21 protein-coding genes and 1 pseudogene are annotated in these 22,022 nt (G+C 47.4%); 7 read left to right on the top strand and 15 right to left on the bottom strand.

Annotated elements, in window-relative coordinates; translation table 11 throughout:
* Positions 1-3: 3 nt before the first annotated feature.
* Genes B5F71_RS06045 through B5F71_RS06010 form a run of 8 tightly spaced genes read right to left on the bottom strand, consistent with a single transcriptional unit; the run spans position 4 to position 6,566 of the window.
* The gene (locus B5F71_RS06045) at positions 4-576 is read right to left on the bottom strand and encodes a conjugal transfer protein TraO (RefSeq protein ID WP_087208486.1); all 573 of its coding nucleotides are present in this window, start codon (positions 574-576) and stop codon (positions 4-6) included.
* Between the two features lie 2 nt (positions 577-578).
* Entirely contained in the window at positions 579-1,550 is a 972-nt protein-coding gene (gene traN, locus B5F71_RS06040; RefSeq protein WP_087208484.1) for a conjugative transposon protein TraN, read from the bottom strand.
* 20 nt (positions 1,551-1,570) lie between these two features.
* Positions 1,571-2,863 carry a conjugative transposon protein TraM gene (gene traM, locus B5F71_RS06035; protein ID WP_087208482.1) on the bottom strand — a complete coding sequence of 431 codons (1,293 nt, stop codon included), beginning with the start codon at positions 2,861-2,863 and terminating at the stop codon, positions 1,571-1,573.
* Between the two features lie 4 nt (positions 2,864-2,867).
* On the bottom strand, positions 2,868-3,161 hold the full coding sequence (locus B5F71_RS06030; protein ID WP_057254215.1) for a TraL conjugative transposon family protein: 294 nt from the start codon (positions 3,159-3,161) through the stop codon (positions 2,868-2,870).
* 12 nt (positions 3,162-3,173) lie between these two features.
* Entirely contained in the window at positions 3,174-3,797 is a 624-nt protein-coding gene (gene traK, locus B5F71_RS06025) for a conjugative transposon protein TraK (protein ID WP_087208480.1), read from the bottom strand.
* 20 nt (positions 3,798-3,817) lie between these two features.
* Complete coding sequence (traJ, locus tag B5F71_RS06020) at positions 3,818-4,822, bottom strand: conjugative transposon protein TraJ (RefSeq protein ID WP_087208477.1); 1,005 nt, start codon at positions 4,820-4,822, stop codon at positions 3,818-3,820.
* A gap of 18 nt (positions 4,823-4,840) precedes the next feature.
* On the bottom strand, positions 4,841-5,473 hold the full coding sequence (locus tag B5F71_RS06015) for a DUF4141 domain-containing protein (RefSeq protein ID WP_087208475.1): 633 nt from the start codon (positions 5,471-5,473) through the stop codon (positions 4,841-4,843).
* A 43-nt stretch (positions 5,474-5,516) separates the two neighbouring features.
* Positions 5,517-6,566: a hypothetical protein gene (locus B5F71_RS06010; protein WP_087208473.1), complete on the bottom strand. Its 1,050-nt coding sequence runs from the start codon at positions 6,564-6,566 to the stop codon at positions 5,517-5,519.
* A gap of 18 nt (positions 6,567-6,584) precedes the next feature.
* On the opposite strand from B5F71_RS06010, the gene B5F71_RS21165 reads away from it, so the two are divergent.
* Positions 6,585-6,713: a hypothetical protein gene (locus B5F71_RS21165; RefSeq protein ID WP_262483244.1), complete on the top strand. Its 129-nt coding sequence runs from the start codon at positions 6,585-6,587 to the stop codon at positions 6,711-6,713.
* Positions 6,714-6,807: 94 nt separating this feature from the next.
* On the opposite strand, the gene B5F71_RS06000 is transcribed toward B5F71_RS21165, so the two are convergent.
* The 4 genes from B5F71_RS06000 to B5F71_RS05985 form a co-directional block, all read right to left on the bottom strand.
* Positions 6,808-8,631 (bottom strand): reverse transcriptase/maturase family protein, encoded by a 1,824-nt coding sequence (locus B5F71_RS06000; protein WP_087208471.1) that lies wholly within the window; start codon positions 8,629-8,631, stop codon positions 6,808-6,810.
* Positions 8,632-9,199: 568 nt separating this feature from the next.
* Entirely contained in the window at positions 9,200-11,596 is a 2,397-nt protein-coding gene (locus B5F71_RS05995; protein ID WP_087208469.1) for a TraG family conjugative transposon ATPase, read from the bottom strand.
* Positions 11,593-11,925, bottom strand: coding sequence for a DUF4133 domain-containing protein (locus B5F71_RS05990; protein ID WP_087208467.1), 333 nt, complete (start codon positions 11,923-11,925; stop codon positions 11,593-11,595). The genes B5F71_RS05995 and B5F71_RS05990 overlap by 4 nt, the downstream gene beginning before the upstream one ends.
* A 2-nt stretch (positions 11,926-11,927) precedes the next feature.
* Positions 11,928-12,224: a DUF4134 domain-containing protein gene (locus B5F71_RS05985; protein ID WP_005801791.1), complete on the bottom strand. Its 297-nt coding sequence runs from the start codon at positions 12,222-12,224 to the stop codon at positions 11,928-11,930.
* A 505-nt stretch (positions 12,225-12,729) separates the two neighbouring features.
* On the opposite strand from B5F71_RS05985, the gene B5F71_RS05980 reads away from it, so the two are divergent.
* The 3 genes and pseudogenes from B5F71_RS05980 (at position 12,730) to lgt (ending at position 15,281) form a co-directional block, all read left to right on the top strand.
* On the top strand, positions 12,730-13,620 hold the full coding sequence (locus B5F71_RS05980; protein ID WP_087208465.1) for a DUF4377 domain-containing protein: 891 nt from the start codon (positions 12,730-12,732) through the stop codon (positions 13,618-13,620).
* A 167-nt stretch (positions 13,621-13,787) separates the two neighbouring features.
* Entirely contained in the window at positions 13,788-14,354 is a 567-nt protein-coding gene (locus B5F71_RS05975) for a DUF4840 domain-containing protein (RefSeq protein ID WP_087208500.1), read from the top strand.
* 36 nt (positions 14,355-14,390) lie between these two features.
* Positions 14,391-15,281: pseudogene (gene lgt / locus B5F71_RS05970) on the top strand (prolipoprotein diacylglyceryl transferase).
* Positions 15,282-15,408: 127 nt separating this feature from the next.
* On the opposite strand, the gene B5F71_RS05965 reads toward lgt, so the two are convergent.
* From B5F71_RS05965 to B5F71_RS05955, 3 genes are all read right to left on the bottom strand, one after another.
* Positions 15,409-16,194, bottom strand: coding sequence for a DUF4122 family protein (locus B5F71_RS05965; protein ID WP_087208463.1), 786 nt, complete (start codon positions 16,192-16,194; stop codon positions 15,409-15,411).
* Positions 16,195-16,281: 87 nt separating this feature from the next.
* The gene (locus B5F71_RS05960; RefSeq protein WP_057281971.1) at positions 16,282-16,719 is read right to left on the bottom strand and encodes a DUF3408 domain-containing protein; all 438 of its coding nucleotides are present in this window, start codon (positions 16,717-16,719) and stop codon (positions 16,282-16,284) included.
* Positions 16,691-17,479 carry a ParA family protein gene (locus B5F71_RS05955; RefSeq protein WP_057281972.1) on the bottom strand — a complete coding sequence of 263 codons (789 nt, stop codon included), beginning with the start codon at positions 17,477-17,479 and terminating at the stop codon, positions 16,691-16,693. Before B5F71_RS05955 ends, B5F71_RS05960 begins: the two co-directional genes overlap by 29 nt.
* A gap of 631 nt (positions 17,480-18,110) precedes the next feature.
* On the opposite strand from B5F71_RS05955, the gene mobA reads away from it, so the two are divergent.
* Genes mobA through mobC form a run of 3 tightly spaced genes read left to right on the top strand, consistent with a single transcriptional unit; the run spans position 18,111 to position 21,892 of the window.
* Complete coding sequence (mobA, locus tag B5F71_RS05950; RefSeq protein WP_087208498.1) at positions 18,111-18,581, top strand: conjugal transfer protein MobA; 471 nt, start codon at positions 18,111-18,113, stop codon at positions 18,579-18,581.
* Positions 18,571-19,824 carry a conjugal transfer protein MobB gene (gene mobB / locus B5F71_RS05945; protein ID WP_087208461.1) on the top strand — a complete coding sequence of 418 codons (1,254 nt, stop codon included), beginning with the start codon at positions 18,571-18,573 and terminating at the stop codon, positions 19,822-19,824. The genes mobA and mobB overlap by 11 nt, the downstream gene beginning before the upstream one ends.
* Before the next feature lie 34 nt (positions 19,825-19,858).
* Positions 19,859-21,892 (top strand): conjugal transfer protein MobC, encoded by a 2,034-nt coding sequence (gene mobC, locus B5F71_RS05940; protein WP_087208459.1) that lies wholly within the window; start codon positions 19,859-19,861, stop codon positions 21,890-21,892.
* The last annotated feature ends 130 nt before the right edge of the window (positions 21,893-22,022 follow it).

Genomic DNA, 22,022 nt, shown 5'->3' with positions numbered 1-22,022 from the left:
CGTCTAATTGATGATGAAACGGACTCCAAGCCCGAACTGTGTAGTGAACTTTCCCAGAGAACTGCCCCAAAGCACACGTTCGCGCACATGGGCAAGCAGCACGATACGGTCAGTCACATAGCTTTCCAGTTCCAGCGTCAGGGCTCCGCCATAAACGAAGGCATCCCGGTGGGAAAGCATGGAACCGTCATACAGAACCTTTTCTCCCCAGTTCAATGTCTCATATCCCACCAGGGCGGAACCGCCTACAGAAAGGAAGAATATCTTCGCCGGGTCGGACAGGATCTTCAGGTAATAGCCGCCCTCCGCAGTAAACTGGGCCCGTGGAACGAAGGTCCCACGATAACCGTAGTTCTTCAGCAGGTATTCCACGCCAGCCACCCAATGGTTGGCCCTTTTCGTATATCCCGACACGGCAAAGCCCGTGTACCAGTCAACCGGTGATTTCAGGTTTCCGGCAAAGCCTCCCCTGAGTTCCACACCCTTCATTCCGGGAAGGTAACGCTGGGCGTATGCCTGCCCCGATGACAGGGCAAGCGATACGCATACGGCAAAAAGAAACAGAAACTTCTTCATGGTCATTTCACTTTAAGTTCATTGATCACCCTCGCTCTCACGATGTCCTCACTCTCCACGGTGAAGGTCTGGTGACGGCCTCCGCTCTTCTCGTGCATCTCCACCACCAGCATCTTGTCGGCGGGAATGGTGAACTTGTCAAAGACAAAGACGGTACGCTCGTCCTTCTTTCCGGCGACAGCCGTGGCATAGTTGTAGGCACGCAGTGGAAATATCACCTGCTCCTGGATGGCCGTGCGCTTGAGTACCTTCTTGTCCACGATCTTGAACGTCACGAAATCCACCTCATAAGGCACATTCGACGTGTTCTTCACCTGGGTGTGGAAATAGAGCAGCCCGTTGTGGGTATAGAGCCCGCGCAGCAGGTACTGGATGCCGAACGCCTTGCTCCCGATATGCTTGATGTGGCGTCTGTTATCCTTGTGGATGGCCTTGGCAATAAGGTGTACCAGCTTGGGCGACTCGCTGCCGAGTTCCTTCAGGTAGATGTCAAGGGCATTGTTCGGGCGGTTCACCTCGCTGCCGTCATGAATAAAATCGGCCATCTCGATGTTGAGCAGCAGAGGCTCATCGGCATACTTCACATTGAAGGTGTAGAAACTTCCGCTTTCGGTAATCACCGACATGTTGGTCTCCTCACGGAAGTTCTTTCTGGTAGCCTTTACCCTGATTACATTCTCTGAACCGTCCGCCTTGCCCGCAATCAGATTCGGAGAACCGAGATCCACGTAACGGACAGCCGAGGGAAAGATGATATGGGTCGTCTTGTCATACGTCACTTCCAGACCGTAAGGCGGAATCATCCGGTCAAAGGTGAGCTTTCTGGACAGCCCGTGATAGAGGTCGCCGTCCTCCTGCTGCGGATAGATATCCGCCTTCATGGTCAAATCATTTACGGCCGTGGTATCAGCCGACTGTGCATGTGCACTTGCAACGCCGCCTGCGAGGGCAAGCATCAAAAGAATCTTTTTCATGTCTTTACAGTTTTAATGGGTTATTGATTGTTGTTCTGATAAAGCATCAGTCCGTAGCCTGATTTGAGGTGTACCTTCTCCTCGCGCATCTTTTTGGAGATGTACTGCGACACGCCCTGTATGGCCCCTCGTCCAAGCTCGGAGAGAAGCTGGTCGCCTGCCGACTGGTTGGTGATGGAGATGGTCGTGCCGAGATTCTGTCCCATGTTGGCGGCCACTTCCCTTACCGCATTCGCTTCCGTCGAACCGGGAATGAATATCCCGGCCTGTCCGTCACTGTCCAGCACGGTCAGTTCCACGGGAATGACATTGCCGTCATATTCGACCTGCAGGATTTCAATGCCAAGCCGCTCGCCCTGGATACGTCCCTCACCGGTCAGCAGGGTATTGCGGGGAAGCACATATCTTCCCACACGCATGGCCTCCAGCAGCCTGAGACGCACGCTTTGTCCGCTGATAATGGTCTGGTCGCCATGCACGCAGGCCCGTATGGTATTCCTCGCCATCTGTGTCCCGGCACTGCCCACAGCCGTATGGAAGCCGGCATCCGCACCGGAAAGCAGTCTCGCAAACTGTACCGAATCGGTAAGAGGCTGAGGAAGGGACGACACGACCGGAGAGGACACCAGCCCGACGGGAACGGCTTTCGCCTTCCTCTCCCTTGAGGGACTTTCCGTCTCCTGACTGTCCGCTGTTCCCGTGCTGCCGCCCGAAGGCATATATTTGGCGGCAAGTTCATAGGACTTCTCCAGCAGAGCCACCTGTTCCTCGTAGCTCGGTCCGGCCGTCTGCGCTGCGGCAGCCTGTCTGAGCTGTTCCACCTCTGCTTTCAGGGCTTCCTTTTCCGGGTCTTCCTCAGGACTCTCGTAAAAACTACCGAGAGTGGCGTTGATGTCGTTGTAAGCCGAGGCTGAAGAGGCGAAGGCTCCCGTCCTGCCGTTTCCTCCTGAATGGTACGCACGGCTTTCATTTTCACTTGCAATGTCCTGCGCCGGTTCTGTTTCCGGGACATTATCCTGTCTGTGTCCATCGGTCAGGGCGGAGAAGTCGGCCAGCGTACGCTTCTTCTCCTCCTGCCGGCGAATCATGTCCGCCTGCTCATAAGCAGCCATCTTGTCCGCCTCTATACCCGTACCTTTCGGATCGGGAAGTTCGGCATTGAAGCCCGTCTTCCTTTCCGCCTCCTGCCTGTCTTTCTCAGACGGGGCGAAAATTAGCCACATGCACCCGAGGAACAGCAGGAACATACCTGTGAAAACCAGATATTTCCTGATTTTCTGCTTCTGTTTCAATTTTTCTGCATCTGTACTCATAATCTTACTTGTTGAACTGGTTAAAAAACTCTTCCATCTCACGGACTTTCATATCGGAGAGGGTATCCGCAGGCACAAAGTCGGGAACCTCAAGCGGGGTTATCCTGATGATGTCCTGCCGGGCATCCTCCCGTCCGATGTCATAAATCGCACGGAAAATCATGTAGAAATTCACCAATGCGAAAAGGGAAACCATCACGATGACGGCGATTGCCCTCTGACGGGGTGTGAGTCTGTCACAAAGGCCGCGCAGCCTGCCCCCGATACAATCCTTGAACTTTACATACATTTTTCTCATACATACATTGTTTTATCTGTCATACATTCTGATATCCCTGTTCTCCAGCACGTGGAACCCTTCCAGGATGAACCCGTGCGGATTGTTGTCACTGCGGGTGGAATTCCGCAACCTGCCATGCGTGACAAGGCTGCGTTCCGTCACGCTCTTCTCACGGATGATGAAAAGGCGTGCGTATGTCATGACATCATACGGATAGGTGTTGAAGTCGCATTTCACGCTGTCTATCTCGATACGCTGGCTGACATTGCCCGAAATTATTCTATTGTAATAACCCTGTTCGGCCAGATCCCCGTAATGGGAATAGGCGGAACGGTCACTCAGGAACATGGCACGTTGCACGTTCCCCTCGATGGCACTCTTGTCGGGGGCAAGCGTGAAGAACAGTTCATGGAAACGTCTGACATGTTCCCTTGCCTCTACGGGACGGTTCTGCTCCAGGTCCTGCGAGAGGGCGAGCATGAGCGATTTCCCCTCATCCAGCACATAGATCTTCTGGCGCTGGGCTTCGGCAAAACTGTATGCCTTCCAGACGGAATAACCCACAAGCAGGGTGCAGACACCCAGATAGACGATTCCGAACTGGCGCAGATGCCGGAAGCTGGTCTCGATATTTTTCAATGATTTGAATTCCATTCTTATTCGTTTTATGATTGTTACTTGATTAGTCTTCCGGCCACATTTCCTACAGTAGCACCTGCGGCACCGCCCACAATGGAGCCTGTCTTGGAAGCAGCCTGATTCACGTTCTTGCCGTAATTTCCCGCACCTCCACCGGCCTGAACAATCCAGTTGGCCACGGTCGGAATCGTGAAATACCCGATAATGCCGATAATCAGGAACGTGATGTACACGGCATTGGAACTGTCCGGAATGAAGTTGGGGTCGGACAGCTGCTCGATGTCCCTCTGAAGCATCAGGGTCTGTATGCGTGCCAGCACGCTGCTGAAAAGATCAGAGACGGGCAGCCACAGATAGATGCTGATATAGCGAACAAACCATTGGCTCAGCGAGGCCTGAAAGCCGTCCCAGCACGAAATGGCAAAGGAAATCGGTCCGAGAATGGAAAGGACAATCAGAAAGAATGTCCTTAGCGTGTCCACCACAAGCGCAGCCGCATTGAACATCAGTTCCAGCAGCTCACGGAAAAAATTCTGCACCGCCTTCTTCATGTTGTACATGGCACGGTCCACGTACATGCCGCACGCCTCGATGGCGTCCAGGGCTCCCAACTCGTCCAGCTTGTTGTCAAAAGCCTCCTTGTCCACCAGGTAGGCCGTCTCGGGATTCCTCCGCATCGCCTCAATCTCCAGCTTGTCCTTCTGCTCCCGGTACTCGTTCATGTCGAAGGTCTGCGTCTCCAGAATCCTGTGCGTTCCGGTCACGACGGGTGACAAAATGCTGTTGAGCGTACCCAGCACGATGGTCGGAAAAAACATGATGCAGATACCCAGAGCAAACGGACGCAGCAAAGGGAACACGTCAATAGGTTCGGCCCTGGCCAGTGACTGCCAGACACGATACGCCACATAAAAGAGGGCTCCCAATCCGGCAAGGCCCTTGGCCACGCCGGTCATCTGCGAACAGAGCGGCATCATGTCCGTATACAGACTTTGCAGGATCTGGTGCAGATTGTCAAAATTCACAGCCAACAATACCATAAGCAATCTTCCTTGAAATTACCAGTAGCGTTCGTTGGGTGAACCGTACAGAGCCATCACGCGGTCAAGGTCATTCTGTTTCTTGGCTCGCAGGTACGACACGCCGATGTTCTTGTTGGTATAGTACTGCACCAGACTGCGGTATTGCAGCATGTCGGTATAGCAGCGGTCGATGATGTCCATACGCTCCTTGTCGTTCATCGAAAGGCCGTTCTCATTGACCACCGTCTTCAGGTCTGTCAGCAGATTGGCACTCTCCTCCAGCAGCTTCGTGTAACCGAGGGCGATGGCACTCAGTTCCTCAGGGGTGAAATAAGGGTCACTGAGCATACGCTCATAACTGGTCACATAGATTTCCGTGATGTCGCCGACCATCAGGATGGTCTGCTGCACCTTGCGGGCATCGCGTACCAGATTCTTGACCTTCCTAAGGCCGTCATAATACTCCTTGCCCTGCTGGTAAATCTTTACCGTCTCCTGAAAATTTTTGACCATATTGCTGGCCGTCGAGGACGTGTGGACAATATTCTTGGCGGCGTTGATGATGCCCTGGGCCAGATTCCCGGGGTCGGTCACTACCCATTGGGCGTGTGCCTTGCCTGCCGAAAGAAGGCAGATACAGCATAAGGCTGTCATAATTCTTTTTTTCATGTCGTTAATCTTTAATGGTTGATAAATCTTTTTTTCCGTAAGTTCAAAGCCCCATCTTTCGCCCTTTGGACGGCGGGTTACGGAGGATAGGCTTGTGTACCGGTCTCGGACGGTCTGCCTCTGCCACTTTTTCTTTCCCGTGTCTGAGGGAGGCGAAGAATTCGTCAGCATACGGTCTGCGGCTGGTAACCCGGACTAATCTGTCATCCAGTTCTTTGTAGGCTTTCTGTGCCTGACGGGATTGTTCTTCCGGGGCTGCGGTCTTGTCAATACCGTATTTGATCAGAAAATCCGGTTGCACATTGATAAGGTCGTTTGAAGCATCCGGTGACACGGCGATACGCCCCAATTTGTCAAGCTCCCGGTCAAGTCTCTCAAGATAGAAGTCCGGCAGACGGACTCCGGGGATATTCTCGACCGCCTTTTCAGCCGCCGCACACATCTCGGCTTCTATACGGGGAATGTTCATCCTGACATCAGGCTCAATGCAGCAGTCATCCCTGTCCATCAGATAGCTTTCGAGCCATTCATAGGTACTGCATTTGTCCTCAATGCCATAGCGCAGCTTGACGTAGGTCGATGGAAGCATGCTGTATGAGGCGAGTTCGCACAGTTCAGATACATCCCGGCTCTTTCTCTGGAAGTCCAATATTCCTATTGCGGATATTACTTCACTATGTGGCGGGCGTTCAATTCTATTCATCGGATATTTCGTACATCCCCAATCACGCATAACGGTGTACATTGCGAACAAGCCATGCACTGATGTGGCTTCCGATGGTGGGATATCCGTCAGTTGAAAGCCGTGTTTCGCCATAAATGGAGTATCCGTCAATACATCCATCATATTTACGGATTCCTTTTTCATCGTTGATATGGGAGAATCGAAGGGTTCGGATTTCGCTATCAGCAGGGCAATCTGTTCAATAGCTTTTTCCGAATGACTGTACTCCCGGATAAGCTTTGCAAGTTCCCCGTGATTGTACACACCGGCAAGAAGTTTGGCTTTTTGAGCAATCTCCTGCAATTCCCGGTAGTCCGGTTCCCGGAGGCGACCGACAATCCGATGTCTTATCCATTCGGTAAATTTCATGTCTTTCTTGATTTTTGAATGTTACTTACTGTTACGTTTACTCTCGGCCAGCTGCTTGATTGCCAGCTCGATATTGCCACCCAACTTCCGGGTAAGCCGCATCAGTTCCAGCTTTTCCGTCTCCTCGGTCGTGTAGGTGTAGGCTAAGCACCCAGCGCCTTGTCATATTTCTATGGTAGGTTTCCGAGTACTCGCCTCCGAACCGGACTTACAAGTCTCCCTGTATCCGGCTCTCCACTAATTAATTCAGTCTGACTCTTCGGTCGGGGTCTATTTTTGCATGACATTTTGAGCAGACAGCCAAAGTTTTTCGTCTTCGAGCTATCATTTTCTTTTCCCAGTCGGATTTACCTTTCAGGTCTTTAAGTTTGCGAACGTGATGCATTTCGAGTTTATCGGTAGCACCGCATAATTCGCAGACTTGGAGTTTCAGCCTTTCCATAAGGCTATTACGTCCACCTGTTATGGAAACTGTCCGTGGAATAGTGTCACAGTAAATATTCCCTGCAACCTTTTTGCGTTTGAAACCATCATGATAAAATGATTGGTAAAGTGTCTTACCCTTGCTATTTTCATATGCCACTTGGAAAACCTTGTTCTTTTTATATTTCAGAAGTATTTTCTTTACAGATGATTTGTATTTGTTCGCAAATACCTTATACATGCTGTATGACATAATGTGATAGAAAGAATTGATGACATAGCTATTATTGGCTATTGAGTAGTAATTATAGAACCCTCGGATTTCGGCATTGAACTGACTGACTATTTCCAAGTCATCCAAGTTCAGCATGTACGTTCTGACGATAGATTTCCAAACCTCTTTGCCATTGACAACCGCTATTCTTGCGACCTTGTAATCAAAGAGTTTCTTCCGCATCGTTTCAAAATTCAGGTACAAGACAGGCTTGTGTCCGAATGCCCTAACCGTTCTTCCGAACTTATCCTTACGTAAATCGTTACACCTGCGTATAAATACGTCATATCCGAGAAATTTCGCTGGTTTCTGCGCATTGGTTATCAGTGTCTTTTCATCTGAAAGTTCCAGTTTAAGAGCTTCATTAAGATAATTCTTAATATCCTCTTTTACTGTTTTGCAGTCTTCAAGACTACCGGTAATTCCAATCAGAAAATCATCTGCGTATCTCACGTATTTTAACCGTTTGATGCTGCTGTCCATTTCATTACGTGCCGGATAGTTGTTCCGTTCTTCTCGTAGCCGCTTAATTTCAGCGGTCATCTGTTCCTTTACCTTTGCATTTTTCTCATTCTTCAGTTTCTTTGCCAGTCGGTATCTCCGCTGTTCGTAGAGCTTGTATCGAGCGTCGCCTTTTCTCGTTACTCCTTTATTGAACTGATTGGTGTATTCCTTAATGTACTTGTCGAACTTGTCAAGGTAGATATTAGCCAGTATTGGGCTGATAATCCCGCCTTGCGGAGTTCCACTGTACGTTCTATGAAATACCCAGTCTTCCACATATCCGGCATTCAGGAACTTTCGGATAAGCCGCAAAAATCTTTCGTCAGCGATACGTTCCCGAAGAATATTAATCAATACGTCATGATTGATATTGTCGAAGAATCCTTTAATATCGCCTTCAATAAACCATTTCACGGCAGTGAATGTCTTTTGTATATCTATAAGAGCAGTATGACAACTTCGTTTGGGACGAAACCCATGCGAAGTATGTTCAAAACTACCTTCATAGATTGCTTCAAGTATCATTCTAACTACTTCCTGTACCAGCTTATCATCAAAAGAGGGTATGCCAAGCGGACGTTTTTTCCCGTTTTTCTTAGGTATGTACGTCCTTTTGGACGGATTAGGCTGATAAGTCTCATTTTTGAGACTATCAATCAATTGTTCAACTCGGTCAATGCTCATTCCGTCAATGGTTTCACCATCGGCTCCTGCCGTCATGTTGCCTGTCTTACTATAAATATTCTGATAGGCTACATAAAACATTTCCTCGTTAAACAGCACTCTATACAGCCGCTCAAACTTATAGTTCAAGTTACCGCTGTGTTTACTCAGACTGTTCAACACATTTTTTGGATTTCTCATGTCTCTCACATCTTCCTTTAAATTGTTAAACTTAATTAGCTGCTTCCCTTCGCCATGTACAGGGCGTTACCCTGCTCAGACTACTATGGAAGCTCCGTTGCCATGCCGGATATTCAGGAGCAGACCCCATAGCCGTACAACTGGCTTTCCGGTTTAGGCAATCCCCGTTTAGAAATTTGACGACTATTTGGCTTGACAGATTGTCGGATACGACTTTCGTCCTTTACTACTTATGGTAGTTGCCTTGCGGTAAGTTTATGCTACTCCTGCTACAAATCATCAGTGTAGTACCGCAACATGACGGTATAATTCCGAAGAATTATTCAACTGTCTTCCGTCATTGCCCAAGGATACGACTGCTCGGACTATCGTTCAACCAATACAGGCTTTATCCTCATATCTGTCATTTTAACTTGCCATTCGGTCGCAGCCTGACAGTTGGCTGACTTATGGCTTTACCAACGTGCTGTGTTCCCTTATGGGGTTTCCCCCTCCGGTAAGCGGTTGTTAATGGGCATTTTAAACACTTGCCCAGTCGCTTGCCAAAGCGACATTCGTCAAATTCCCTTTACGGGCGCACGTAGTATTCTTCGGGCGAGACTTCGGTGGCATAGACCGCCGACTGCGTTCCGCCGAGACCTATCCACACTTCCTTGTACTTGCGGGACGGGCTGTTGGCCATGTTGATGGAGAGAATCTGGGCACGTTCCTTGTCGGTCAGGCCCAGCAGGGACTGGATTTCATCGAACTTGTTGACATACTTCCGCTGGTCCAACAAGATCTTGCAGTCACTGTTGTTGATGATGGTTCCCTTGACAATGGGTGACGATATGATGTCTTCCACTTCTTGGGTAACGACAACAGCCTCTCCGAAAAACTTTCGGACGGTCTTGAAAAGGTAGCGGATATAGTTGCTCATATTGGCGGATGCCAATGCCTTCCAACATTCCTCAATGAGTATCATCTTTCGGATACCTTTCAGCTTTCGCATCTTGCTGATGAAAGTTTCCATGATGATGATGGTGACAATCGGAAGCAGCACCTTGTTGTCACGGATATTGTCCAGCTCGAAAACAATAAACCGTTTGCCAAGCAAATCAAGCTGTCTGTCGGAATTCAACAGGAAGTCATATTCGCCACCCTTGTAATAAGGTTCCAGCACATTCAGGAATCCCCACACGTCAAAATCCTTCTCCCGTGTACGCTTGGTCCTCAGGATTTCCTGATACTCGTCGCGGATGAACTCATAGAAGGTGTTGAAGGACGGAACCACGGTACTGTCCGTGCGTATCTTCTCCAGAAAGAGATTGACCGCGTTGGAGAGCGCCACCTCCTCGGCACGTGTCGGCGGCTCGTCATCACGTTTCCACAGAGTAAGGATAAGCGTCTTGATGGACTCCTTCTTTTCGATATCAAAAGTACCGTCCTCCACGTAGAAAGGATTGAAGGCTATCGGATCGCTCTCCTCATAGGTGAAATAGATGCCGTCCTCGCCATGCGTTCGGGCATGGATAAGGCTGCACAGTCCCTGATAGGAATTTCCCGTGTCCACCAGCAGCACATGCGCTCCCTGTTCGTAATACTGGCGCACCATGTGGTTGGTGAAAAATGACTTTCCGCTGCCCGAAGGTCCGAGGATGAACTTGTTGCGGTTGGTAATCGTACCGTTCTTCATCGGCAGGTCGGAAATGTCCAGATGGACAGGCTTTCCGGTCAGACGGTCCACCATGCGGATGCCGAACGGCGAGAGCGAATCCTTGTAGGACGTTTCCCCGATGAACAGGCACAGGGCCTGCTCGATGAAGGTGTAGAAGCTTTCCTCTGACGGGAAATCGCCGGCATTGCCGGGGATGGCCGCCCAGAAGAGTGTCGGCACATCAACCGTGTTATGGCGGGGCTTGGCCTCCATCAGGGCAATCTGGCTACCCACATCATTCTTGATACGCTTCAGCTTCTCGCGGTCATCGCTCCATGCAAAGACATTGCAGTGCGCACGGATGGAAGTGAGTCCCTTGCTGTGCGCCTCGTTCAGGTACTCCTCAATCCATTCACGGTTGATCTGGTTGGAACGGCTGTAACGGGACAGCGAGTGCATGTTGCGGGCGGTCTGCTCGAACTTCCTCAGATTCTCCGCCGAATCGTCTATGAAGAGATACTGGTTCACGATATGGTTGCACGTGAGCAGTATCCCTATCGGTGCGGCAAAGGACAGGCGGCAGTCACTGCGGTCCGTGGACAGCCGTTCATAACGGCTGTCCGTACCCACGGATGACGGCAAATCCTCTGTTTCAGAAAGAGTATGCAGGCAGAGCACATTGTCGCCGACCTTCATTTCCCCTGCTCCGAGAGTGATGTCCTGCAGGCTGGTCGTATTTTCCTGCGAAAGCGAAAAATACTTTTCAATAATGCCCGCGGAGGTTTCCGTACCGGTAATCTCTTCGTCCGTCAGCCTGACCATGCGGAGCAGACCGCTGTCGTTCACGATACGCTCGAACTGCCCACAGCATTCCAGGAAGCGTGCAACGGTATCCTTGTCCTGCATCTCCTTGGGGATGATAAACCCGCGCGTGAGGGCATTGAAACTGCTTGTCGTGCGGCTGTGTTCCTTCGTGGTCTTGGTCAGGAACAGATAGCAGATATGGTTCAGGTACGGCCGTTCGTTGAAATGCCTTTCAAAACTTCGGCTGAGGAAACTCAGGTCATCCCGGCAGATGTCAGGTCTGTAACTCTCCTCGATGAAGATATCCTGCTTGTGGACAATGCTGTAGTTCGGCAGAACCCGGACAGCCTTCGCCCATGTGGAATGGAGGGCCTCGTACTCGGCGCGTGTCAACGTGAACACTTCCGGCAGCTCCAACCTGTAGGCCACGGTAATGTCGGCATCCTTGCTGATGATGCACCCGTGCTCGACGGCCATCAGCGGAAACCGGCTTTCCAGTGTGGCGGCTTTCATTACATTTCTCATACATTTCGTTTTTTCGGGGTTGGACAAATCAACCGGAGGAAACCCTTCCGGCTGATGATGTAGCGGGGATGGCGGCGCAGCGCCTGCAATTTCATCAGTCCCCATTCACCGTATTTCGCGTTCAGACGGAAAGTCACCCAGACAAGCACCGAAGCGCAGATGACACCGAAGCCGATACATACCCACTGGTCGATGCCTGCCATGTACATGATGACAAACAGGACGAACAGGGTGAGCAGTCCGCCGGCGAAGATGAACAGGTACTGGCTTTTCAGCCCCTTGAACTCAGGGCTGCGGCCGATTCCCTTGTTGATAGGATACTCCGCCATAATCAGAGGAAAAATGAACGTAAGATTGTGGCGGCTACGATTAAAAAGATGCAGGCGCCGAACCAGCTGGCTGCCGTCTTGGAGGTGTCGGGATCTCCCGAGGAAAACTTGGAATAGACCTTCACGCCTCCGATAAGGCCGACCACGGCTCCGATGGCATAAATCAGTTTGGTTCCCGGATCGAAATAGGAAGTGACCATGTTGGTGGCTTCAGTGATACCGCCGATACCATTACCCTGGGCGAAAGCCCCTGTCGTTGCAAGCAGCATCATGGCTGCAAAAAAGAATCTTTTTTTCATGTGTCGAAACTTTTAATTGGTGAGACAAAAAATGATTTCGACCACGAATATATAACGCTTAATTCATTGATTTACAACGCTGACGATGCGTGACATCGGGTGTCATTACGTTACATCGTAAAGGGATTGCGACAAAGAAAAAACAGCGGAAAAACGGCATTTGATTCTTCCGGCAAAGGTAGCCCGTGCCTTCACTGCTTCTCTACCAGTGACAGCATGAATGACAGAGAATCATAGTCCACATATACGACGGATTTCATAAAAGACAAACGGTTTGTAAGAGGAAATAAAAGGGGACGTATTTCCCGATAACGCAACAAATGCTGATACAAGAAAAGTGGGCTAATGAAAATTCTGTGAACCAAACAGGAATAAATCATAAAACACTTGGTCATTAAAAAGAAATTCGATAATTTAGGGACGTATTTTGATTTCTTGAAGTACTAATATGAACTTTTGTTGGATATTTTCTATAGAAAATTATGTATCTATAAACCAAAGTGATATGAAGACAAAGAATTTATTTGGAATACTTATGCTGTTCCTTTTGACATTCAACTTTATCAGTTGTGATAAAGAAGACGAAGATGGCAGAAAAATAACGGACTACAAAGAGTATGTTTTAACTGTCGCATCGGAAATGAAGCCTGGTGTAATATGGTCAGAAGGAAATAATTTTCTTAAAGAAGTTTATGTAGTAAAAAAAGAAAATGCCGAAGACTGGGAAGCCATGGGGTATATTGACGGATTTGAATTTGAAAAGGGATATGAATATAAAATAAAAGTAAGCGAAACAAGTTATTTGGATCACAGCATGGGGCAACCTGCATGGACAGAATATGATTTGCTTGACGTTCTGTCAAAAGAAGAAAAAAATTCGGAAAATCTGCCGTTACATTTTATACCAGAATGGTTTTATGAAGAGCATGTTTTACCTAAATATAAATATGCTGTTGAAGCTGATAAGAAAGAAGTAATAGAAACAGATTTGAAAGAGAGCTCCATCATTCCATTGGATTATCATTATTTGCTGTACAGAGGTGGGGATGCATTACTCAGATGGTTTGCAATAAAAGATGATAAAAATACACTGGGGCCGTGTATTATAAAAAGCGAAAACAAAGATCCGGAAAAAATGCCGGAATCCTATAAATTACTACCTCCAGAAGGGAATGTTGAAGGATTTATAGGATGGTCATTCTTAGACGAAGAAGGTAACGAAACAAACTATCCTTCATTTGACGTATTTGTGGGTCGTTCAGCCAAATCAAAATCTTTCAATCCAGCCCCCAATATAGTGTATCTATATAAAGACCTTACTGAATACTATAAGAATAAATATCCCGAAATTGGTGTAAAAACGGTTGTGGCTTCTTATACTGTTGGTATTAACTAAAATATAACCACCGGCTATAATCCTTGTCTGTGGTATTATTGTACTATAAAGAAGAAAATTTGTAACGAGTAATCATACCTAAAATTATAACTGGTATGTAATATAAATAGAAAACAATAGGAAAAATAAAAGTAAATAAGAACTATAATCTATTGAATCAAAGCAATATGAAAACAAAGAACTTATTCGGAATATTAGTATTATTCCTTAGTGTGCTTAGCTTTACAAGTTGCAACAAAGACGAAAAGGGATTTTCTAAAGAAGAAGTACAGCAAGCTCTATTTGACATGAAAGGAACTTATCACGGATCTGTACAAGTAGCCTATTATCAAGGTTCAAATATAACAGAACTGCAAAATGCAGTAGCTGTTTCGCGAGATTCACTCAAATTCAATATGTCATTACAGCCCCTATCGGATCTGATTTCAGACGAAACAATTGCAGAACGTTTGCGGGAGATAGGTGAAGTGCCTATTATGGCCGGATATGAATTTTTACAATGGGATTCTGGTTGCATTCACTTCGTATTGTATCCAAAAGATGTCACTATATTAGGTGGATATGGAGCGCCTCCTTCCATTCGTCTTGTATTTTCCATGAACTATGGTGGTGATGCAGTGACTTATATGAACTCCATGAATTTCAATATGTCACCTTTGGAGTTATGGGTGGACGGAAAGAAATATGATGACTTCCCTCGCCTTGTTTATCATTTCGAAGGAGAATATGAATAATAATTAATAGAAAAACATGTAAATACAGAATTATAAATTTCAAATACAATTAATCCAATATTATACATAAATTGGGATATAAATCCTGTTATATTTAGCCTTGGTCCAGTTAAGATTCAATATTATGGTTTGATTTTTGTTACTGGTCTTGTCATTTGCTATTACATTATTGGGCATATATACAAGAAGGAGAAGATTTATACTCCTGAAGCAATGGAGAACCTTTTTATATATGCGGTTATTGGCATTTTTGGAGGTGCAAGACTTGGGCATTGTCTATTTTATGATTTTGAATATTTTTCTTCTCATATAATTGAAATATTCATTCCTTTTAGAGAAAATGCTAATGGTGTTTACGAGTTTATAGGATACAAAGGATTGGCAAGCCATGGTGGGGCGATTGGTTTGTTTATTGCCATGTTGTTATACTCACGGAAAGTTCACATTCTATTCCCGAAGATAATAGACATCATAGCTATTTTGGCTCCATTAGGGGGAGCTTTTATAAGAATCTAAAATTTAATGAACTCTGAAATTATTGGACGTCCGACAGATTTGCCTTGGGCTTTTATATTCAGATACTTTGATGATTTACCAAGACATTCTTCACAGCTTTATGAGTCAATAAGCTATTTTATTATTTTCCTGATTGCTTATTCTTTATACAAATATAAAAGGCAGTTATTCAAAGTTGGAAGTTATTTCTATTTTGGCTTTAGTATTTTTGCCATTTTTATAATGCGATTCCTTTTAGAATACACAAAGGAAAATCAAAAAGGTTTCGAAGATTCGATGTTTTTCAATATGGGACAAGTTTTGAATATCCCTTTTATCGTATTAGGTCTATACCTGATTTTGCATAGTTATATACAGTCATCAAAAGAGACAACTATAACAAATAAGACAACCGATAAACAGTGCAGATAATCTGAGCTAATACAGAACTATACTCAAATAAGCCTTTAATAGTGTAACTAATGAATGATAACCCAGAAAGTTTTATCTAACTTTCTGGGTTATCATCGTTTAATGCCACACCTTTTTTACTAAACGGCTAAGTATATTTCCTTATATCAAAAGAAATATCGGCTTTTTCCCCGGCATCCTGCTTCGTAAAACCTTCGACCTTATCCATATATTCGTCAATAAGATTGTCTATTTTCTGTTGGAAACCGGATTCATTTTCAAGGAAAGCCAACAATTGGGTGCCGGACAGCTTATGCCGTATAGTGTGGACAGCACGGATAATCTTGGTCTCATCAGTAGAGTTATCCACCAGCACATCAGCCATATTGTTCATGTCTTCATATGTCAATGCAGTATTGAAATCCGGGTCCGGTTCAGAATCCGCAGAAACCATCAATTCACGTTTTTCTTCATCGGACAGACCGTTTTTCCCGCCAGAAAGAGTGTCATCCACATCATCGGCATTGATTTCCATGTCTTCCTCTACAGGTATCTTCTCCAAAGGTTCAGAACGAACCGGTACTTTCTTCCGAATATCAGGATCTTCAAGATATACAATCTTTGTCTTGCCGATTACATCATCATCTGAAACCGGTGATGCGGTTTCACTTACGGCAGAATTCTCATGAATGTGCTTTCCTACCGGCACCATATCTTCAGACGTGGTCTGTGTTTCCGGTTTTCGCCGCGCGTCCTTTTTCTTCTTCAGATATTTCCTGTGAAGTTTCCATGACCTGACACGGACGATACGTAGCCAACGGACAACCCCGTCCCATAAACCGTACATTCTGCTTCCGAAAACAAATACCCATAAATGATTAAGTATGATGGTCACACATATCGTCTTGACCATAAAATATAAAATCGTTACCATAGTGCTTACAATTATTTGGTGTTATTCCCATTATACAATTTCTGTTACGGACACTTTCAATGTCATTTTCATGAATATGTTCCCTAACTATTCTTTGTATAAAGGTTGATTATTGATCTGATTGTTATAAAGACTGTTTATTTCCTCCCGGTACTGCTCCAAATGAGCGGTCAGAATATCATCGATATATTTTGACATACTGACTCCCGGGGCCACAACGGACAGGAATCTCCGTATGAACTGGTAATTTTCCAGACTGATATAGGCCTGCTGTCTCAACTGGATATTACCACCCTTAAGGAACTGCCTGCGGTACGAACCGGATTCATCCTTGCGTTTTTTTTGTCTTACGGCACTTTTCATATCATGACCGCCGGTATCATCCCCCTTTTCCTGTATATCTTCTTCTACAGATTCCTCGTCAATGATTACGTCTTTCGGAGCATTCTTGCCATAGACCGGAACATCCCCTGCCATAATTCCCCGGAGAAGTTCCTCATTTACCGTTACCTGTTTCTTCGCCATGACATTCCAGTTTTAATTTAACAAAAAGTTCCTCTGCAAGTTCTGCGAGTCCGCTGCCTTTCATCAGTTTGGTTGGAGGCGGGAAAAGGGTACAGCGGAAAAAGGATTTGTTGAGAAGTGACAATTCCTTTTCATAACGGTTGGTTTCCGGAACAATGGTATCCAGAACATTCAATTCCAACTTGTGCATAATGGCACAATAGGCGTCGAATACTTCCGTTGAAGCACGGGCATCCTTTTTGGTCCAGAAAAAGAAGAACTCTTTCAACGGAATATCCTTCATTTCCCTGATATAATCCAGGACGGTTGTGGAAAATGACAGACTGCTCTGCATCACTATCCGGTCCGGAACAATCGGAGTCAGCACGTAATCCATATTGACAATGGTATTGAGAACCCCTCTGGAATTTACCGTTCCGGGCAGATCCACGATAATCAGGTCATAATCACCGCCCGCCGCCAGTTCGTCTGCCGTCTGACGGGCATTCTCCGCCTTCGATCCTACAATCGTGTAGGCTTTCTTCTTGATACGCTCGAACTGGGATACCATCAGCTGCTTGAAATATTCGCTGTGCTCGACAGTACGCATATCCCTCTCTTTCATACGGACCAGACTGAACTGTGGGTAATCACAGTCAACAACCGCAACATTCAGTCCTTTCAGGTAATGGTAATACCCGGCAAGCAAAATCGTCATGGCCGATTTGCCGACTCCGCCCTTCTGGTTGCAAAGGGCAACATAAACTGTTTCTTTTTTCATACGCTTTTTGCTTTTATATTAAACATAACAGATTCCATACTTACTGGCTGACTGGATATATGCAATCTGTCATTACAGCATCACGCCAGTACATCATCACTGCTTTACATCACTACTGCATAACATCAGTACGCCAGTCATTATCTACTTCCGATGTGCAGTACTCCAGCCAATCAGTCGTTCTGTCAGTCAATACTGCATTCACACAGTCAGTACTGCAGTAATTCAGTTGTTAAGTATTGCACAAATTCCATCATTCACACTGCAAATAAAAAAGGATTTTCCCGAATAATCGCCATCATCCGGAGACGGTGACGACCCTTGTCATCGTATGACGTCCTATTACATATAACATACTGTTTTATAGGTAGATATACCGCTGTAACTTTGCCACCGACAACGGAATGGATGCCGGATGGAGTTATCCCGAAGCCGAAGAATGAGGCTGAAGATCAAAACTCAATTTGACTTCAGGCAAATTCATGTTCAAGCGAACATAGCAAGTTGTGTTTTGAGGCACCCGAAATAAATTCGGGCACTCAAAACAAACTTGCCGCTCGCCTGAAGGCTCGGGAGGGATTTCCTCCAAAGTCGGAAATCCATGACGGAAGAAACAGAACAGAAAATCTCAATGCGTATGGAAGAAAACAGTAAAAGAAAGACAAGAAAAGGTGCGGGACGGAAGCCGAAAGCAGACCCGGCGGTACACCGCTATGTAGTACGGCTGAACTCGGAAGAGAACGGGCACTTTGAAATCCGGTTCCAGAAATCGGGATTGAAACAGCATTCCAAGTTCATCAAGGCAATGATTTTCGGACACGAAATGAAGGTCGTCAGAATCGACAAGGCTGCGATGGACTACTACATCAGACTTACAAATTTCTATCACCAGTTCCAGGCCATCGGCAACAACTACAACCAGACTGTGAAAGCCGTCAAGTCCAATTTCGGCGAGAAACGGGCGTTCGCCCTGCTCCGCAATCTGGAGAAGGCCACCATCGACCTGGTGGTGCTGAGCAAGCGGGTTATCATGCTTACCCGGGAGTTCGAGGAGGAATACCTTATAAAAAGAAAGAAGGAGGAACAGCAGAATGGTAGCTAAGATCAACAGGGGGGTATCGCTCTACGGGGCGGTCATCTACAACCAGCGTAAAGTGGACGAGGCAACCGCACGTATCATCGCGGGCAACCGCATGATTACCGACCTCACCGGAAATCCCCACAATATCATGCAGCAGACACTGTGGGCTTTCGAGAGCTACCTCGCCGCCAACAGGAACACGGAGAAGCCGGTACTGCATATCTCCCTGAACCCATCGGTGGACGACCGCCTCACGGACGGGCAGTTCGCGGAACTGGCACGCGAGTACATGCAGAAGATGGGCTACGGCGACCAGCCCTACATCGTCTATCTGCATGAGGACATCGACCGCAGGCATGTCCATATTGTCTCCACCTGCGTGAAGGAGAACGGCGAAAAAATCAGTGACGCATATGAATGGAACCGTTCGATGAAAGCCTGCCGGGAACTGGAAAACAGATTCGGGCTCAAGCCTGTGGCTGACAAGCGGAACGAACTGCTGGAACCGTATCTCAAGAAGGCGGACTACCGGGACGGGGACGTGAAACGTCAGGTCGGCAATATCCTCAAAAGCGTGTTCACCGCCTACCGCTTCCAGACATTCGGGGAGTTCAGTGCCATGCTCTCATGCTTCAACATCGAGGCCAGACAGGTTCGGGGAGAATTTGAAGGCTCACCTTACAACGGCATCGTATATACCCTGACGGACGATGCGGGCAGGCCGGTATGTACGCCCATCAAGTCTTCGCTCATCGGCAAGCGCTTCGGCTACGAAGGGATAGAAAAAAGGATTGCCGTCAATGTCCGAGATTTCAGAAGCCGGAAGTGGCAGCCGAAAATCCATGATGCCGTCACGCTGGCCATGCACGGCTGCCGTGGAAACCGGGAAGATTTCATCCGGCTGCTCGGGGAAAAGGGCATTGATGTGGTGTTCAGGGAAAACGAGGAAGGCCGCATCTACGGCGTGACCTTCATAGACCACAGGAATCGTGAGGTATATAACGGTTCCCGTCTGGGCAGGGAGTTTTCCGCCAACGCCTTCGAACAGCTTTTTAACAGGCCGCAGGAATTTCCGGAGCCGGAATTCCCCGGACAATATACCTCCACACGGGAGAGCCTTTCCGACAACATGGAAAGCGCCATCGAGCAGGCTTTCGGAATATTCAGTCCCGACATCAACGGACCGGACCCGCAGGAGGAGGCACTCGCCCGCAGACTGCAACGTAAGAAAAAGAAGAAACGCCGTTCACGCGGCATATCCTGATTGTCAATTACCAACCATCAAAATTTTTACAGTTATGCAACAAGAAGATGATTTGAGAGGACTGGCCAAGGTCATGGAGTTCATGCGTGCCATTTCCATCGTGTTTATTGTGATCCATGTCTACTGGTTCTGCTACAGCGCATTCGTGGATATGGGCATCAACATCGGAGTCGTGGACAGGATTCTGCTGAACTTCCAGAGGACGGCAGGACTGTTCAGCAACCTGCTTGTGACGAAAGTGTTCGCCTTCATATTCCTGGGACTTTCGTGTCTGGGTACGAAAGGTGTCAAGAACCAGAAGATGACGTGGCGGAAAATATACGCCGCCTTCCTCGGCGGCATCGTCCTGTTCTTCATGAACTGGTGGATGCTTGACCTGCCGTTCAGTACGACAGTGAACGCTACCGTATATACGCTGACGCTCACCGCAGGCTACATTCTCCTGCTCATGTCGGGAGTATGGATCAGCCGTATGCTGAAGCATAACCTCATGGAAGACGTATTCAACACCGCCAACGAAAGTTTCATGCAGGAAACAAGGCTTATGGAAAACGAGTATTCCGTCAACCTGCCCACGAAATTTGTCTATCAGGGCAAGGAATGGGACGGCTGGATCAACATCGTGAACCCGTTCAGAGCCTCTATCGTACTGGGAACACCCGGCTCGGGAAAGAGCTATGCCGTGGTAAACAACTACATCAAACAGCAGATCGAGAAATCATTTGCCATGTATATCTATGACTACAAGTTTCCGGACCTCTCGGAGATAGCCTACAACCATCTGCTCAAGCACAGACAACATTACAAGGTCAAGCCGGAATTCTACGTCATCAATTTCGACGACCCCAGACGCAGCCACCGCTGCAATCCCATCAATCCAAGATTCATGGCGGACATATCGGATGCCTATGAGTCAGCTTACACGATAATGCTCAACCTGAACAAGACCTGGATACAGAAACAGGGTGATTTTTTCGTGGAGTCACCGATTATCCTGCTCGCCGCAATCATCTGGTATTTGCGGATTTACAAGGACGGAAAGTATTGCACGTTCCCTCATGCAATCGAATTTCTTAACAAGCCGTATGCCGATATCTTCACGATTCTTACCTCTTATCCGTCCCTCGAAAACTATCTTTCCCCCTTTATGGACGCATGGCAAGGTGGAGCTCAAGACCAGCTCCAGGGCCAGATAGCAAGTGCGAAAATCCCTCTTTCGCGAATGATCTCGCCACAGCTTTACTGGGTGATGACGGGAGACGATTTCACCCTTGACCTGAACAATCCCGAACACCCCAAAATCCTCTGCGTGGGCAATAATCCGGACAGGCAGAATATCTATTCGGCGGCTCTCGGCCTGTACAATTCGCGCATCGTCAAATTGGTGAACAAGAAAGGACAACTGAAAAGTTCCATCATCATTGACGAGCTTCCGACCATCTATTTCCGTGGTATCGACAACCTGATTGCGACCGCCCGAAGCAACAAGGTGGCCGTCTGTCTCGGCTTCCAGGACTTCTCGCAGCTTGCACGTGACTACGGCGACAAGGAGGCGAAGGTTATCCAGAACACGGTGGGCAATATCTTCAGCGGACAGGTGGTCGGAGAAACGGCAAAATCACTGTCGGAACGGTTCGGCAAGATTCTCCAGCAGCGGCAGTCCATATCCATCAACCGTCAGGACACTTCGACTTCCATCAATACGCAGCTTGATTCCCTGATACCGGCCTCCAAGATAGCCAACCTTTCGCAGGGTACGTTCGTGGGCAGCGTGGCAGACAATTTCGGGGAAGAGATAGACCAGAAGATTTTCCATGCCCGCATCATCGTGGACAGCGCAAAGGTATCGGAAGAGATGAAAGCCTACAAGAAAATTCCTGTCATCAACGAGTTCAGGGACGCAGACGGAAACGATATCATGCAGCAGCAGATTGACCGAAACTACTCGCAGATAAAGGCGGACGTGTTGCAGATAATAGAAGAAGAGATGGAAAGAATAAAAAATGATCCGGAGCTGAAACACCTTATTCCACAGCAGGACGGAGAAGAAAACAATGACGGGGAATAGAGGAACAACAGAGACCGCTGTTTTATTTCCGCCTGCAAAGGTCGTCCCGTGCCCGCTGGATTGTGCAAGGCCGGGGCCCTCCGTGGTTTGCTGAAAAAATCATCCTCGCACGAGTGCTCCGGTATTTTTT

Source organism: Bacteroides sp. An269, from assembly GCF_002159755.1.
Classification (GTDB): Bacteria; Bacteroidota; Bacteroidia; order Bacteroidales; family Bacteroidaceae; genus Phocaeicola; species Phocaeicola intestinalis.
This window is presented reverse-complemented; position numbering and strand designations above follow the sequence as displayed.